At 38.3% G+C, this 15,638-nt stretch carries 11 protein-coding genes and 1 tRNA gene; 8 read left to right on the top strand and 4 right to left on the bottom strand.

Features of this window, described 5'->3' with window-relative positions:
• The first annotated feature begins 27 nt into the window (after positions 1-27).
• Positions 28-4,344, top strand: coding sequence for a PAS domain-containing protein (locus M0G43_RS03520; RefSeq protein WP_248023544.1), 4,317 nt, complete (start codon positions 28-30; stop codon positions 4,342-4,344).
• Positions 4,345-4,376: 32 nt separating this feature from the next.
• On the opposite strand, the gene M0G43_RS03515 is transcribed toward M0G43_RS03520, so the two are convergent.
• Positions 4,377-5,801, bottom strand: a complete 1,425-nt coding sequence (locus tag M0G43_RS03515) for a glycosyltransferase (protein ID WP_248023543.1) — start codon at positions 5,799-5,801, stop codon at positions 4,377-4,379.
• A gap of 239 nt (positions 5,802-6,040) precedes the next feature.
• On the opposite strand from M0G43_RS03515, the gene M0G43_RS03510 reads away from it, so the two are divergent.
• From M0G43_RS03510 to M0G43_RS03480, 7 genes are all read left to right on the top strand, one after another.
• Positions 6,041-6,517 carry a ferritin-like domain-containing protein gene (locus M0G43_RS03510; protein ID WP_248023541.1) on the top strand — a complete coding sequence of 159 codons (477 nt, stop codon included), beginning with the start codon at positions 6,041-6,043 and terminating at the stop codon, positions 6,515-6,517.
• 204 nt (positions 6,518-6,721) lie between these two features.
• A complete protein-coding gene (locus tag M0G43_RS03505; protein WP_248023539.1) occupies positions 6,722-7,288 on the top strand; it encodes a helix-turn-helix domain-containing protein in 567 nt (188 codons plus the stop codon).
• A gap of 5 nt (positions 7,289-7,293) precedes the next feature.
• The gene (locus tag M0G43_RS03500; protein ID WP_248023537.1) at positions 7,294-7,740 is read left to right on the top strand and encodes a response regulator; all 447 of its coding nucleotides are present in this window, start codon (positions 7,294-7,296) and stop codon (positions 7,738-7,740) included.
• Positions 7,737-9,527 carry a CHASE3 domain-containing protein gene (locus tag M0G43_RS03495; RefSeq protein WP_248023535.1) on the top strand — a complete coding sequence of 597 codons (1,791 nt, stop codon included), beginning with the start codon at positions 7,737-7,739 and terminating at the stop codon, positions 9,525-9,527. Before M0G43_RS03500 ends, M0G43_RS03495 begins: the two co-directional genes overlap by 4 nt.
• 260 nt (positions 9,528-9,787) lie before the next feature.
• Positions 9,788-9,955 carry a DUF5670 family protein gene (locus tag M0G43_RS03490; RefSeq protein WP_248023533.1) on the top strand — a complete coding sequence of 56 codons (168 nt, stop codon included), beginning with the start codon at positions 9,788-9,790 and terminating at the stop codon, positions 9,953-9,955.
• A 16-nt stretch (positions 9,956-9,971) separates the two neighbouring features.
• Positions 9,972-10,412 carry a copper resistance protein NlpE N-terminal domain-containing protein gene (locus M0G43_RS03485; protein ID WP_248023531.1) on the top strand — a complete coding sequence of 147 codons (441 nt, stop codon included), beginning with the start codon at positions 9,972-9,974 and terminating at the stop codon, positions 10,410-10,412.
• A 380-nt stretch (positions 10,413-10,792) separates the two neighbouring features.
• Entirely contained in the window at positions 10,793-11,806 is a 1,014-nt protein-coding gene (locus M0G43_RS03480) for a helix-turn-helix domain-containing protein (protein ID WP_248023529.1), read from the top strand.
• Between the two features lie 229 nt (positions 11,807-12,035).
• Here M0G43_RS03480 and M0G43_RS03475 read toward each other — a convergent pair.
• The 3 genes from M0G43_RS03475 to M0G43_RS03465 form a co-directional block, all read right to left on the bottom strand.
• Positions 12,036-12,109, bottom strand: a tRNA-Asn gene (locus tag M0G43_RS03475).
• A 77-nt stretch (positions 12,110-12,186) separates the two neighbouring features.
• Positions 12,187-13,530 (bottom strand): RIP metalloprotease RseP, encoded by a 1,344-nt coding sequence (rseP, locus tag M0G43_RS03470; protein ID WP_248023528.1) that lies wholly within the window; start codon positions 13,528-13,530, stop codon positions 12,187-12,189.
• 78 nt (positions 13,531-13,608) lie between these two features.
• Positions 13,609-15,546, bottom strand: a complete 1,938-nt coding sequence (locus M0G43_RS03465; protein WP_248023526.1) for a M1 family aminopeptidase — start codon at positions 15,544-15,546, stop codon at positions 13,609-13,611.
• Positions 15,547-15,638: the final 92 nt, after the last annotated feature.

Raw genomic sequence — 15,638 nt, 5'->3', positions numbered from 1 at the left:
CCTTCTTTTTTAAATCATGACAGCGCCATGGGGCACCGCATCCAAGCCAAAGACTGGAGCCAAACTCCGTTAGGAGACCCGAACGGCTGGCCAGCACCTTTAAAGCATATGGTGCAAGTGATGTTGGACAACCCTTTCGGGATGTATATTGCTTGGGGCCCTGATTATATACAGATTTACAATGATGGGTATCGCCCTATGATTGGATCTAAACATCCGGATGCCTTGGGCAACAGTGCAAAAGCCACCTTCCCGGAAATTTGGGATACCATAGGCCCTATGTTTGAGGGTGTCATGCAGGGTACGCCTGTGCGTTTTACGGATTTAAAATTGCAATTGGACAGGAAAGGTTTTTTGGAAGACTGCTATTTTGACTTTGCCTATAGCCCTATAAGGTTAGATACTGGTGAGGTGGGCGGTATCTTGGTTACAGTTATCGAATCTACCGAAAAGAAGACCGCTGAAATCTCCTTGAGGGACAAGCGTGATGAACTGGAATTTGTGATTGAAGCGACGGATATTGGTACGTTTGATTATAACCCTGTCTCCCATACTTTTAAAGCCAACAAACGCCTTAAACAATGGTTTGGATTGCCTCTGGAAGAAGATGTGCTATTGATTGACGCCATGAATGCGATTGTAGAAACGGATCGTGAGCGTGTTTCCGCTGCCATTCAAAAAGCTTTGGATTATGAATCTGGTGGTGATTATGACATTACTTATACCGTCGTGAACTGGCTCACAAAAAAAGAAACCGTTGTACATGCCTTGGGTCGTGTTTGGTTTGATGCTGACCAACGCCCCTATCGTTTCCACGGTGCCCTTGAAAATATTACCGAGCAAACAACCGCCAATTTAAAATCTGAAGAGAAGGAGAATCATATTCGCACTATGATTTTGGAATCGCCTATGGGCATTTGCTTATTGGATGCGAAAACTTTGGTCATTGAAATCGTCAATGACAGTTTTGTGGACATTGTGGATCACCCCAAAGAGGCTATTTTGGGCAAATCTTATTGGGAGATTTTTCCTGACATTCAACATAGCTATTCCGATGCGCTTGACACAGTCATTGCAACAGGAGAGCCTTATTATTCGAGCGAAATGGAAAAGGTTTGGGTTGACGAAGGGAAAGAGGAAACCCTCTATTTCACCTTTGTGTATGCCCCTTTAAAGGATAAGCACGGGAAGGTCGGAAAGGTTGCCGTTTGGGTTCAGGATCACACCTCACAAGTGGAAGCACGGAAAGAGATTGCGTTGAGTGAGAACAACTTGAGAACCATGATTCTTCAGGCTCCCATAGCCATTGCTATTTTCCGGGGCGCCGATTACAAGGTAGATATTGCCAATAAATATGCTTTGGAGTTATGGGGCAGAACGGAAGAAGAGGTTATCAATCTTCCTCTGTTTGAGTGTATGCCCGAATTGGTTTCCCAAGGGTTGAGAGCCGTTGTAGACGATGTTGCACGAACCGGGAAACGCTTTTCGACACCAGAAATGCCCATTCATTTAGTTAGAAATGGCCAATCTGAAATTCTCCATATTGATTTTTCAATTGAGCCACTATATGATACAGAAGGGCATGTCAATGGTCTCATGTCCATAGGTTATGATATCACTCCACAAGTGCTCGCCAGAAAGAAAATCGAGGACAGTGAACAACACATCCGTGCCTTGGTGGAAAGCGCCCCATTCCCCATTGGCGTTTATGAAGGTGAAGAATTGCGGATTACACTTTTAAATAAATCGATTATGGATATCTGGGGAAAAGGTTACGACCTGATAGGTAAAACGTATCCAGAAGTCCTTCCAGAATTAGAAGATCAGCATATCTATGAGCAGTTGAGAGGTGTGATACGTACTGGCAAAGCTTTCCATGCCAAGAATCAGCGCGTTGATCTTTATAAAAATGGTGCTTTAAGACCGTACTATTTTAACTATAGCTTTACTCCTGTTTACAACAGCGATGGAGAGGTTTATGCTGTTATGAATACTGCAGCAGAAGTCACGGAATTACATGAAGCCTACGCCAAATTGGAAAAAAGCGAACAGTATGTTCGTGCATTGATTGAGAGCGCCCCTTTCCCTATAGGGGTCTATGAAGGAGAAGACATGCTGATTACTATTGCCAATGAGACCATTTTGGAAATCTTTGGTAAGGGGCCTGATGTGGTGGGGAAGCGCTATACGGAAATTCTTCCAGAGCTGGAAGGTCAACCTGTTTTTGATCAAATAAGACATGTGTTACGTACTGGCAAAGAGTTTCATGCCAAGAACCAGCGAGTGGACATCAATCGTTATGGTGAGGTGAAGCCCTATTATTTCAATTACAGTTTTACGCCCTTATACAATTCAGAAGGTGATGTCTATGCTGTTATGAACACAGCAGCTGAAGTCACTGAAATCCACGAGGCCTATCAAAAACTAGAGGACAGCGAAAAGCGTTTTCGCGAATCGGTAAAACAAGCGCCATTGGGCATTGCCATTTTTAGAGGCCCTGATTATGTAGCCGAGATGGCCAATGAGAACTATTTGGACTTCGTTAATAAAACTGAAGAAGAATTTTTAGGGAAACCTATATTTGAGTCCTTGCCCGAAGTGGAAGACACTTTAAAGCCTATTATAGCAGAGATTTACAAGACAGGAGAAGATTATCATGGCTATGAGTTACCAGTCGTGTTTGATCGAGAAGGTGATACCACTATACACTATTTTAACTTTGTGTATCATCCTCTTGATGAGAACAATCAAATCGTGGGCTTTATAGTTGCGGTATCTGAAGTTACTGCCACGGTAGAAGCCAGACAGCTTATTGAGGAGAATGAAGAGAAACTGCAATTAATTATTGAAGGCAGTGAACTCGGTATTTTTGATGCCAATTTAAAATCCGGTAAAGTAGAAGCCTCCCAACGCTGTTATGAAATATTGGGCTTTGATGGCGAAAATGAACTGTCTCAACAGGAAATGACCGCCAATATACACCCTGAAGACCTATTGATAAGGCAGCAAGCATTTCAACAGGCATTTAAAACCGGCACTTTATATTATCAGTCACGAATACATATGGGCGAACATTCCGTTCGATGGATGGAAGCCAGAGGAAAGGTTTACTTTGATGAGGATGGTGAGGCAGAACGTGTGATGGGAACCATCAGAGACATTACTGAAGAACGCAACTTTCAGCAACAACTTTTGGAGCGGGAGGAAAAGTTCCGACTGCTAGCCGACTCCATGCCGCAATATATCTGGACTGCTGACCCTGAAGGCAATTTGACCTATTTTAACCAAGCATTATATGATTTTTCAGGATTTAAGCAAGGAGATCTTTTAAATGATGAATGGGTAAAAATGGTACATCCCGATGATCAGGAAAACAATATGAAACGGTGGATGCAGTCTGTAAAGACTGGAGAAAATTATCTGTTTGAACAACGTTTCAGAAAACACAATGGTGAATACCGTTGGCAATTGAGCCGTGCCGTTCCACAAAAAGATGCCGAAGGGGTCATTAAACAGTGGGTAGGTACCAGCACGGATATCCAAGAGCAGAAGATGTTTACCGCAGAATTGGAAAAAATGGTACTGCGACGCACCAAGGAATTACAGCAAAAAAATGTAGACCTTGAAAAAATAAACAAGGAATTACAGGCCTTTGTTTACATTTCTAGTCATGATTTGCAGGAGCCGTTGAGGAAGATTCAAACATTTTCCTCACGTATAATGGACAATGAATATGAGAACCTATCTGATAATGCCAAGAAACACTTTAGCCGAATGCAAAATTCTGCCTATCGTATGCAGAATTTGATACAAGATCTTATTGCCTATTCTAGAACCAATGCCCAAGAAGTAACATTTGAAGTGATGGGTCTTGGTGATATCCTCGAAGATGTCAAGGAAACCTTAAGTGAGGAGTTGGAAAACAATAAGGTGATTTTTCATTTGAACAGTATCTGCGATGTGAGGATTATCCCAGTGCAGTTTAAACAGGTTATTCATAACCTTATTACCAATTCTGTCAAATTTGCCAAGGCAGATACACCTGTCGAAATTTCCATTTCTTGTGATGAAGTTCAGGGGTCTTTAGGCATTGACCATTTATCAAAAAAGAAAATTTATACCCATATTCTTTATTCTGATAATGGCATTGGTTTTGAATCGACCTACAGCGAAAAAATCTTCGAAGTCTTCCAACGCCTTCATAGCAAAGACGAATACAGCGGAACAGGTATTGGGCTTGCCATTGTAAAACGTATTATTGAAAATCATGAAGGCGCCATCGTTGCCAGTGGCGAACTTGGGAAAGGTGCAACATTTGACATCTACATTCCAAAACCTTCATAAAAAAGAGGCTGTTAAAGCCTCTTTTTATAATTTTAAGCTATCTGCTTATTCGGTAAATCGCGCGTTAACCAACCACTTCTGCTTGCAGTGGCGATGGCATATGGTGTAATCCAAAATAAGGCAAATGTGTATAAAATACTATAGGAATAAGCCCAGAAAGATTCGGAAAGTTTATATTTTTTAGCATAGAACAGTACCGAAAAACTGGAATAAATCAAAATACTCACCAAGGTAGAGCTGATGAACAGCACCGGATGCATGATGACAAAGCCTAACATAATCAACAAGAACGGGTAGCTCAATATAATTTCTAATGATTGGCTAAAGAACAGAAGACGCGTTCCTACTTTGCTATCTTTTCTGAAATTCGTAAAGACGTATTTTGCCATGGCAATATTTTCGCGCACATTGCTTCTGCCCCAACGGATGAACATTTTATATAATCCTTTGTATTTTTCTGGTACGTTGGTATAAGCATAAGCGTTGCTTTGAAACAACACATGGTAGCCTTGTTTTAGGATCATGTTTGTCATGGCTCTATCCTCACCTATATCAGATGGACGGCCCATAAAGCTTTGATTGATCCATTGTGGCAGGCAAGCAAAGACTGCTTTTCTGCGGTAGGCAGCCAAAGCGCCTGGTGTACATAATACTGAATTCAATTGACTTTCCGCTGAACGTACAAATTCAAAACTTAATACGAAACTCACGTCGAGCATTTTTGGCAACAAAGCTTGCTTGTTATTCAGAACTCTTATGTTACCAGCTACTGCACCGCAGTTTGGATTTGTGATGAAAGGGCTTACCAAATTACGAAGTGTATCGGCATCCACTACAGAGTCACTATCTACCGTTACAAATATTTCGCCTGTACCTAAATTGAAACCTCTGTAAAGGGCATGACGCTTTCCTTTGTTTTGAGGCTGTTGAAAAATAGACACCTTATCTCCCAAAGCTTTTTTTGCTTCCTGCATCCACTGCCAAGTGTCGTCTTTACTACCGTCATCAATGGCGAGTAGCTGCAATTTGCCCTCTGGATAATCACTACCTGCCAAACTCACTAATGTATCATACACCTGCTTTCCTTCATTGTACGCAGGTACAATCACTGTGCAGGTTGGCAATTCATCATCAGGCACTGATGGAATTGCTTTATAACGTATGTATAGATAGAGTGAATAAATAAACATTCCACCTTTAAAGAGTAATAGTGCTGCACTGACTACCATAAAAGTGATACCCCATGGGTTATTCATTCGTTCCATTCTTAGTTCAGAAAAATCATGCTGCAATGCATACACAAACAGCAAGGCTATCGCCATAATTAGAAACGTTCCGCCCAATACCAAAAAACTCCACATTTCTGTAGTTTCGGATGCTTTATTTTCAATTATTTGCGGATTATATGATGTCTCATTTTGTGAGCCGGTTGGTGATGATGGTATATTGTTTTGCATATCTTCAATGTATGTTTTGTGATGGATAAGTCTTCAAATTAAACATACATACGGCTACTCATTTATTTTGGACTACAGTTTCTAAAACATTGGCAGATTTTTAACATAGCAGGGTATTCTGTGCCTTAACATTCCTTAAGACTTCCTGTTAAACACCTCCCAAATAAGAAAATATTAAGACATATTGTGATTAAGGGTTGGTAAATTAGTGGATGTAATAATCTTAAAAACTTAATATTATGAAAACCACATTTGAAACTAATAGAGAAGAAAAACATAAAGAAACCGTCAATGTTCTACAAGGAATCATAGAGAAAAACTATGATGCCGAAAAAGGCTATAAAAAGGCCATGGAGGATGCCAAAAACCCAGCTTTGAAAGGATTTTTGCAAGATCAAGCCGCACGACGCAGCCGCTTTGCTACGGCTATTGACCAAAAATTACGACAGTTGGGCGAGACACCTAAAGAAAAAGGTAGTACGACTGGTACTTTACATCGTGCCTGGATAGATATTAAAAGTTCTTTAGCCGGTAATGATGATGAAGCCGTATTGGAGGAAGTCATCCGAGGTGAAAAAGCCAGTGTGGATGAGTATCAGGATGTATTGAATAAACATACTTTGTCTCCGGAAATCACCCATGAGTTGCAAACACAACTCGGTGACATCCAAGGCACCTTGAACAAAGTAAAACGATTGGAAGATATTCAGTCTTAAATATAAGTCCTTATCAAAAATTGCACTTTGATTTATAACCCTGCAGTACGACCTGCAGGGTTTTATATATCAAAAAAGCAAATGAGTTAAAAAATATTGAAATCGAGCACATTTATTGCCTATCTTGGTATGCCTTATGGAAGTCGAATCAAGTGATGTTTTCCATAGTCATATCCAACCAATTAACTATTTTTAGAGTAGACCATGAAGATATTTGTAAAATTTGATTTTACACGCATTTGCAATAAAGTTATTGAAGACACCTTGCATTCGCTAGGGATTGGATATACAATTCCAAGTTTTGGGGAAATCGAGATTGATGATAAGGCCTCAAGCGAATCCATCAAACAATTGAACGAACGATTTGCTCATTATGGTATTGACATTATCGAAAACCAAAAAATCATCTTGGTTCAAAGGTTAAAAGATGCCATAGTGGATATGGTTTTTAATGAGGAAAGCCAAGTAAATGTGAAGAGTTCGGTTTATCTTTCAGAAAAACTGGGGCACAGTTACGGCTATCTTTCCAATCTATTTTCTGAAGTTACCTATACCTCCATTGAGAATTTTATCATTCTTCAAAAAATTGAATACACAAAATCCTTAATTGCAAAGACAGACTTGTCGCTGACAGAAATTGCCTTTAAGCTTAATTATAGCAGTGTAGCCCATTTGAGCACGCAATTTAAGAATACCACAGGCATTACACCGACAGCCTTTCAACGTATCATAGCCAAGCGAAGGGAATTGGCTAACAACCCCACTAATTGATATCTATGAATAAAGATGTAACATACGTCGTGTTAGCAGATGACGATGAAGATGACAGGCTATTTTTTACGGAAGCTTTTGATGAACTGAAGATCACAACTCAAGTTGAAACCTATGAGGATGGCGTGGCGCTAATGAAAGCTCTTAATTGTGAAGATGCATCCATACCAAATATCTTATTTTTGGATTTGAACATGCCCAAGAAATCGGGATTGGAATGCCTAAAAGAAATAAAAAAAAGTAAACGCTTTCAGGACATGGCTGTTGCGATTTATTCAACATCAGCTTCAGAAGAGGATATTGAAAACACCTTTGTAAACGGGGCTAATATATACATCAAGAAGCCAAGTGATTTTAATACACTGAAACGAATTCTTTCTGATGTTGTCACTATAAATTGGCAGTATCATACGAGCGGGCTCAATCGCGACAATTTTTTATTACGCTTATGAGAGGACTTAAATCAATTTATAATTCTGAACGTTTTCTTCGTATTCTTTTTGGTTCAGCGTTATTTGTTGTTTTATGTATGGGAGGTCTTGCCTATAAATATATCAGGGATCTTTCCGAATCTTTTATTTTAGTACAGCACACTTATGAGGTGCACATTGAACTTGAAAAACTGACCACTCTTTTAAAAGATGCCGAGAGCGGTAAACGGGGTTTTATCATCTCTAAAGACACAACATTTTTGAGCCCTCTGATAAATAATCGAGAGAAGCTTGCCGAAACTCTTGAAAATGTCAAGAATTTAACTGCTGACAGTCCTGAACAAAATGCCAATATAGCCGTGTTGCAAGAGAAAATAGGACAAAGCATGGCCATTTTTGACCAGACTCTTGCCATGGCAAAGGACAGTCTAACTCACACTCAGGAATTTCGTAATGCATTCACCCGTGGCCGTTTCATCATGAATAGTATCCGAAATAAAGTGAATGAGATGACCATGCATGAGAATGAATTGTTGAAGGAACGTCGTGAGGAAAGTTCAGAGAGCTTATCGAATGCTCCATTGATGGTATATTATACGCTCATAATCTCCTTATGCATCTTGCTCATCACCTATGCTCAATTAAGCAGAAGTTTGAAAGTTCTGCGCACCAAAAATGAGCAGCTTGAAACTTTTAAGGAAGCGACGAATCAATCGGCCATGATCAGTAAATATGGGAACTGGATTTGGCATGTAGATGAAGAAACCTTTGAATTTTCTGATAATCTTTATAGGTTACTTGGTGAAAAACCACAGTCTTTTGCTCCTACCATAGATAACTTTATGGAGTTTGTACACCCTGAAGACCAGGAGCGATTTGTGGACCAGGTGAATCAAATGTATCTCAACAGAGATTTGCCTTACTTGCATTATCGCATCATTCAAAGAGATGGTACTCTCAAACATTTTAAGGCCTATGCAAAATTAGGGAAAGACTCCGAAGGACACCAACGCCTGATAGGTACTACTACTGACATTACAGATGAAAAGGAAAACTACCGTATTCTTGAAGAAAAAAATGCAGAGCTTGAACGAAACAATGAAGAACTGGCTTCTTTCAACTACGTTGCGAGTCATGACCTCCAAGAGCCTTTGCGCAAAATACAAACTTTTATTTCCAGATTAGAAGATAAAGAACTTCACCAACTTTCAGACAGTGGTAAATTGTACATAGAGCGCATAAAGACCTCTGCCTCGCGGATGCGATCTTTAATAGATGACCTTCTCCAATATTCGAGAACCAATCGTTCGGAAACCTCTATGGAGTTTACTAATATCAATGAACTTATAGAAGCTGCCAAACATGATCTCGCCGAGGTCATTGAGGAGAAACACGCCACAGTGAAGGTTGAGAGTATCCCAGAAATGAAAGTTATTCCATTTCAGATTAAACAGCTCTTTCTGAACCTTATCAGTAATTCTATAAAGTATAGCAAAGAGGATGAGGCTCCAATTATTAACATTTGTTATAGCAAGACCAAAAGTAGCCAAATGCCTTGGTTAAAGTCTGTTAAATATAAATCTTACCATACTATAGCTATCTCCGATAATGGCATTGGTTTTGAACCGAGTTATGCCGAAAAAATCTTTGTGCTTTTTAATCGTTTGCATAGCAAGGGCACCTATTCAGGTACTGGTATCGGACTATCGATTTGCAAGAAAATCATGAACAATCACAATGGTTTCATACAGGCCGAAGGCCGTCCAAATAACGGTGCGATATTTACCGTTTATCTTCCTGTACACTAAATACTTTTATCTTTTTCAATCATCCTATTGTATACATGTGGAAATAATATAAGCATTTTAAAAAATGCTGTAAGGCACTTGTATGCACTTTTAGTGACCTTTGTAATATAAAATTTATTCTGAACAAACTGATTGCATTGATTCTCAAGTTTTCATTAAGTTTTCATTTAGAATTGGTAAATTTTATTTAGAAATCTACATAGAGCCTCAGAGAATCAAATAACAAAATTACCATCCAATCGGACAAAAAGGAAGTTCTCATGGACGATAATTTATTACATATGAAAGTTATTTTTTACGTTGTTTCAGTGATCGTGGTGGTCATTTGGGCATTGTGTTATTTTGTTTATTCCTATGAAGGGTATGTTCACATTCTATTGCCAATCGCTGGCTTTATTGGAATGGCGGGCGTTACCCAAAAAGATTAATTAAAAACAAAACATCATGAAAACATATATACTTTTATTCGCAATATTATTTAGTTCAATTTTTACTTATTCTCAAAACATTGAAGGTATCTATGCTAACAAATGGCTCGCCAACAGCGGAGAAGGCATTGACTACACACTGGACCTTAAGGCCGATGGGACATTTGCCTTTATATACAAACGTATTTATATAAATGGGTCCAAAGATCGTGTGGTTGAAGTAGAGGGTACATGGGTACTTGATAATCATTTACTGACACTCTATACGGAAGGACAAACCGATGTTGAGATTGCCAAATGGTTAGATGAAAACAAGGCACGATTTGTGAGCGTATCTCCAAGACATCCACAATTTAACTTGATAAAACCATCTTTAAAATTTTATGAGTCTAATATATTTTATGCAAAAAACATGGAACTTATAAAAACTGAAAGTAGTGTGACAGCATCAGAGTAATTTAACTCTTCTATATATATTGATAAGAGGCTTAACTTGAGAGTGGCCTCTTTTTCTTTTTATGACAAACATCTTATTAATTTAACAATAACTTAACTCAATTTCTCATTATTCCAGTAATTCTGTAACGATTTAAAAAAATTGTATAACGAAATAAGTTGATATGGGTTGTTTCTTTGTAACAGATAAATTAATAACATTAAATAAACCCGATGCAGACCACCACAAATTCATTGAAGCAGTACGCAAGAGTAGCGAGAACGTTCCCAAAAATTATTTTGCAAGGAACTAACTCCAGAGTAAAAGCCCTTTTGATAAAGAAGGCATAAACTAAACAACTTGAGCATTCACTTATTATTAAAACCAAAAAACCAAAAGATATGATCACTATAGCATCTAAAATTCACGACACTCACACATTCTTTAAAACATTAAAGGAGAATATTGGTGGTACATTAGACACATCCGGTAATGAGTACACTTTTGAACTAGATCACCGTTTAGGAAACGGTACCATTCGATCTATTGTGCTAGAGGATGGTATCTCTGTTTTGGAATTGGATTTAGAGACGAACGACGATGTACTATTATCTATCGAAACTTTATTGGGTACTCATGTAAACTTTATTTATTGTTCTAAAGGTGTGTTATCTCACTCATTCGATAATGGCAACACTATTGAAACTATTGAAACTTTCCAAACAAGTATTTTAACAAACATCAATTCTAAAGATAATACTATACTCGTTGAAAAAGACACACATATTGTGGCAACGATTATTTCAGTAAATACAACTCATGAAGTCAGCACTTCATCTCAATGGATGCGAAATATTAAGCAGCTATTTATAGATGAACAAACTGAAGACTATCTGTATACTGGCAGCTATAACTTGAAAATAGCAGAAAGCATTAAACAACTACAATCTATCAAGCAAGAAGGATTGGTTAGATCTCTTTTGACTAAAGGTATCGTAAATGTGATTTTAGCTTTAGAAATAGAAAATCACCAACATGATCTTGCAAATGCTGATATGGCGACCACGAGTTTGACAAAATCAGATATTGCGGCAGTAGAAGAATTAACAGAATATATCAATAACTATCCGGACCTAGAACACCGAATTGATACTTTGATTAAAAAAGTAGGAATGTCTGCAGCGAAGGTGCAAGAAGGATTTAAATTTAAGCATGGGCTTACTGTTTGTGAATACGTTCGTTCTGTACGTTTGACGAAATCAGAGGAGTTGATTTCCAACACCGATTTGAACATTTCTGAAATCGTTTATAGCCTTGGTTTTTCAAGCAGAAGTTATTTCTCCAAAATCTTTAAAGAGCGATATAACTGTTCACCGATGCATTACAAAAAAAATAAGTTAGCTGTATCAGCCTAATATATACTTAAGCATTTCAACTGCTTAACTTAAAAAAGCCTTAATCGAAAAATGATTAAGGCTTTTTTGATGGAACATTTTCAGGTCAAGTAAAAACTCATTAATATTTCAAGACCTAATCAAAAGTAACCTTCCGTTTCTGCAAATTATAGATTGTTAATTTAAATCGTATCAAGATCTGAGCATTACGTAAAATAAAAAAAGCCAAACTTTCGTTTGGCTTTTGAAGCTCCCCCTGCTGGGCTCGAACCAGCGACCCTTTGATTAACAGTCAAATGCTCTAACCAACTGAGCTAAGGAGGAGTGTATGTCTCGTTTTTTGAGGTTGCAAATATATTGTATTTTTTATATTCAACAAATATATTCTTTAAAAAATATCACTATTTAAATACTGCTTTGAAAATATCATTCCCGTTGGCAAATAGCACAAGGGCTATTAAAATGAAAAACCCAACCATTTGTGCTTTTTCCAAAAACTTTTCTGATGGTTTACGACCTGAAATCATTTCGTATAATAGGAACATGACATGACCTCCATCCAATGCAGGAATTGGCAATAAGTTCAATACTCCTAACATAATGGATAGAAAGGCTGTCAGCATCCAGAATGCCTGCCAACTCCATACCGATGGAAAAATGTCGAAGATAGCTTTAAAGCCTCCTACACCTTTATAGGCACCGGTACTAGGCGTGAAAATTGCTTTTAACTGGTCTCCATAGGAGCTTATGGTTTTTGTGAACTTGTCCCAACCAGCACCAAAACTTTCGCCAAAAGTGTATTCTTTTTTGATAACGTCAAAATAGCCCATTTCTGAAAATCTCTTACCATCATATCCTGGACGTATGCCGAATTCTCCTTTATCGCTTAATTTTAATGTTCTTGTCAAGGTTTGGCCATCCCTCAATATCACAACCTGTACATCTTCTCCTTTGGTAATATTTTTCTTTAGGCTTTCTACCTGGTCGTAATACTTTAATTCTTGTCCATTGATTGCGCTAATGATATCACCTTCTTTTAGATCTACGGATTTGTTTACTGAAGAATCTGCAACTTCTGCGACCATGAAAGGAATACGGGGTTCAAACAAGGTTTTTGTTTGTCTTGATGACAGTTGTCCTAAGAAATCTTCAGGCAATGCAATTACTTTTTCCTCATTGTTTCTTTCTACCGTTATGGAATTGGCCTTGATTAAATTGGCAGCGATGTCTGAATCGTTCACAATTTTTTGATCATTGATTTTTAAAACCTTGTCACCTGTTTGTAAGCCAAGATCTTTTAATAGTGGGCTTTCAATCCAATAACCATCTTTTAAACTGCTCACAGGCGTGTCGGTATCGCCATAAGCAAAAGAAGCAAATACGTAAATGACATAGGCCAAAATAAAGTTGACCGTTACACCACCTAACATAATGATCAGTCTTTGCCAAGAAGGTTTGGAACGGAACTCCCAAGGCTGCGGTGGCTGCTCCATTTGTTCTTTGTCCATACTTTCATCGATCATACCGGCTATCTTGACATAACCGCCTAAGGGTAACCAGCCAATTCCGTAGACCGTTTCGCCGATTTTCTTTTTGAACAATGAAAATTTTATATCAAAAAACAAGTAGAATTTTTCTACTCGTGTCTTAAACAATTTTGCTGGGATGAAATGCCCCAACTCGTGTAGGACAATCAACAGCGAAAGACTCAATAAAAATTGAGAGATTTTTATAACAAACTCCATGTATGTCTATTCAAAAAAATTATAAGCTGCAAAAGTAGTGTTTTAGCACCATTTAGAAAACTATTGCCATTGTATTCCCTAATTTTTTAACAATGATTTAGTTATTGTTCCTGTATTGGTTTCAAACTGCAGCATAAGCAAACCTGTAGATAAATGGGAGACGTCCATTACAGGTGTAAATGATGACTGACTCAATAACTGACCCAAAGTGTTATAGATGCGCACTTCGGAAATGACCATGCCTTCTGGTTTTTGAATATAAAGAGTTTGAGATGCCGGGTTTGGAAATATTTTGAATGGTAGTTCTAGGGATTGTTCATTTACGTTTAACTCTACTGAATTGTCTCTAGAAATCAAATCAGATTCTGGATCGAAAATAACATTTGCTACTGTAAAATTAACTGTTCTTGTGAAAAGTTCTTGATTGACCGTATTATCAAACACCATGTCAATCACCTCGCCCTGTGTACCTATTAAACGGAGTGGCACTGGTGCTTCAAAAAAACTGACCGAAGGATGACTTTGGGTTTGAGAGATGCGCACTGCAAACTCTGCAGCAGTAGGTTGGTGCCACTGGATTGAATAGGTCGGATATCCTTGATTATAAATCCAATCGTTAAAAAATTCGGTTAAATCAGTTCCGCTTGTAGCTTGCAAGATATTCATTAAATCGGCAGTTTTTGCATATCCATACGCATGGTCAGGATCATTCAAATAATTTTGCAATCCTTGGTAAAAATCAGTATCTCCCAATTTCTTTCTTAACATGTGCAACACCATTGCCCCTTTATCGTAGGATAATCTTCCACTAAAAATACGACCAACGCTCAAAGTATCCGTATCTGAAAGATATACAGCGCCATCGGGCTGTGAGGTTATATAATTTACAGTTTGCTGCTTCCAACTTCTAAAGTCATCGTTGCCGTCAAGATTTTCTACCGTAAGTCCAGAAAGATAGGTAGCAAAACCTTCATTGAGCCAAATATCTTTCCAGCTACCACAGGTAACTTTATCACCAAACCATTGATGAGCCAATTCATGTGCTATTAAGCCCCTACCAAAACCCCCCATGAATGACACTGTCGTATGCTCCATGCCACCTCCCCATCCGAATTGGGCATGGCCATATTTTTCATCAGAAAATGGATACTCTTGAAACAGATTTGAAAAAAGATTCATGATATCAACGGTTACAGGCGTGCTGTTTTGAGCATTTGCCAAGTTTTCTGGATACACATAGTTTACTATCTCAAAAGGGTTCCCGTTATTTGGAACATTATGCGAATACACTGAATAATTGGTTACCGCAATAGCTATAAGGTATGCCGGAATGGGATACTGATGGTGAAAATGCGTGGTTTTATTTGATCCATTTATTACTTGACCTTGTTCCAAACCATTGGATACAGAAACGTACTCATCACCATCTGGATTAAATTGTGGAGAAGTGATGTATACATCGATTTCCTCAATTTTGTCTATCAAGTCCTGTTTGCATGGCCACCAACCCTTTGCACCGTAAGGCTCAGACAATGTCCAAAGCACGGGTTTTCCAGAATGCGTGTTTACTTCAAACGAGCCAAAACCAGAACTGACTGGGTTGCCTGAATAACTAACAGTTAAAGAATCCAAGACTCCAGCGTTTTGAGTCGCAGGCAAAGTGATCACCAGTTCGTCATTCGCATTTTGCGTGTAGGCCAACGGATTCCCTCTTTGCAAGACCTGCGATACAATCATGTTATTTGCCAGATCAAATGTAATTTCATTCATAGGTGACTTCGCTTCAAAATAGGTTGTTACATCTCCATTTATTTGAGCTTGAGTCGGGTCAACATTAAATTCAAGCCGATGGTATTTGACATCGTAATTCCCAGTATTTGGATTTGCCCGAAACTGCATACGGTTCAAGGCCGCTTTGGCTTCTGCCTCTCTTATGGAATTAAAAGATGGGTCTAGCGTTTGGCCAAATGAACAGTAAGAAACCAAGATGATTAAAGAGCGTAAAAATAGTCGCATAGATTCTTATTAAGGTTGTTAAAAATACCCAATTTATTATATATGTGTCGTATTTTTGCCCCCAAATCTTACACAAACCCTTAATTTCAGCA

The sequence above is a fragment of the Subsaxibacter sp. CAU 1640 genome, assembly GCF_023156585.1.
Classification (GTDB): domain Bacteria; phylum Bacteroidota; class Bacteroidia; order Flavobacteriales; family Flavobacteriaceae; genus JBPOFM01.
Note: the sequence above shows the minus strand (reverse complement) of the source record. Positions and strands in the feature narration are given on the sequence as shown.

Bases quoted from the DNA above. Each gene is read 5' to 3' on its own strand.
- rseP (WP_248023528.1), bottom strand. From the start codon at position 13,530: ATGGAGTTTGTTATAAAAATCTCTCAATTTTTATTGAGTCTTTCGCTG.
- M0G43_RS03480 (WP_248023529.1), top strand. From the start codon at position 10,793: ATGATCACTATAGCATCTAAAATTCACGACACTCACACATTCTTTAAA.
- M0G43_RS03510 (WP_248023541.1), top strand. From the start codon at position 6,041: ATGAAAACCACATTTGAAACTAATAGAGAAGAAAAACATAAAGAAACC.
- M0G43_RS03505 (WP_248023539.1), top strand. From the start codon at position 6,722: ATGAAGATATTTGTAAAATTTGATTTTACACGCATTTGCAATAAAGTT.
- M0G43_RS03515 (WP_248023543.1), bottom strand. From the start codon at position 5,801: ATGCAAAACAATATACCATCATCACCAACCGGCTCACAAAATGAGACA.
- M0G43_RS03485 (WP_248023531.1), top strand. From the start codon at position 9,972: ATGAAAACATATATACTTTTATTCGCAATATTATTTAGTTCAATTTTT.
- M0G43_RS03495 (WP_248023535.1), top strand. From the start codon at position 7,737: ATGAGAGGACTTAAATCAATTTATAATTCTGAACGTTTTCTTCGTATT.
- M0G43_RS03465 (WP_248023526.1), bottom strand. From the start codon at position 15,546: ATGCGACTATTTTTACGCTCTTTAATCATCTTGGTTTCTTACTGTTCA.
- M0G43_RS03490 (WP_248023533.1), top strand. From the start codon at position 9,788: ATGGACGATAATTTATTACATATGAAAGTTATTTTTTACGTTGTTTCA.
- M0G43_RS03500 (WP_248023537.1), top strand. From the start codon at position 7,294: ATGAATAAAGATGTAACATACGTCGTGTTAGCAGATGACGATGAAGAT.
- M0G43_RS03520 (WP_248023544.1), top strand. From the start codon at position 28: ATGGGGCACCGCATCCAAGCCAAAGACTGGAGCCAAACTCCGTTAGGA.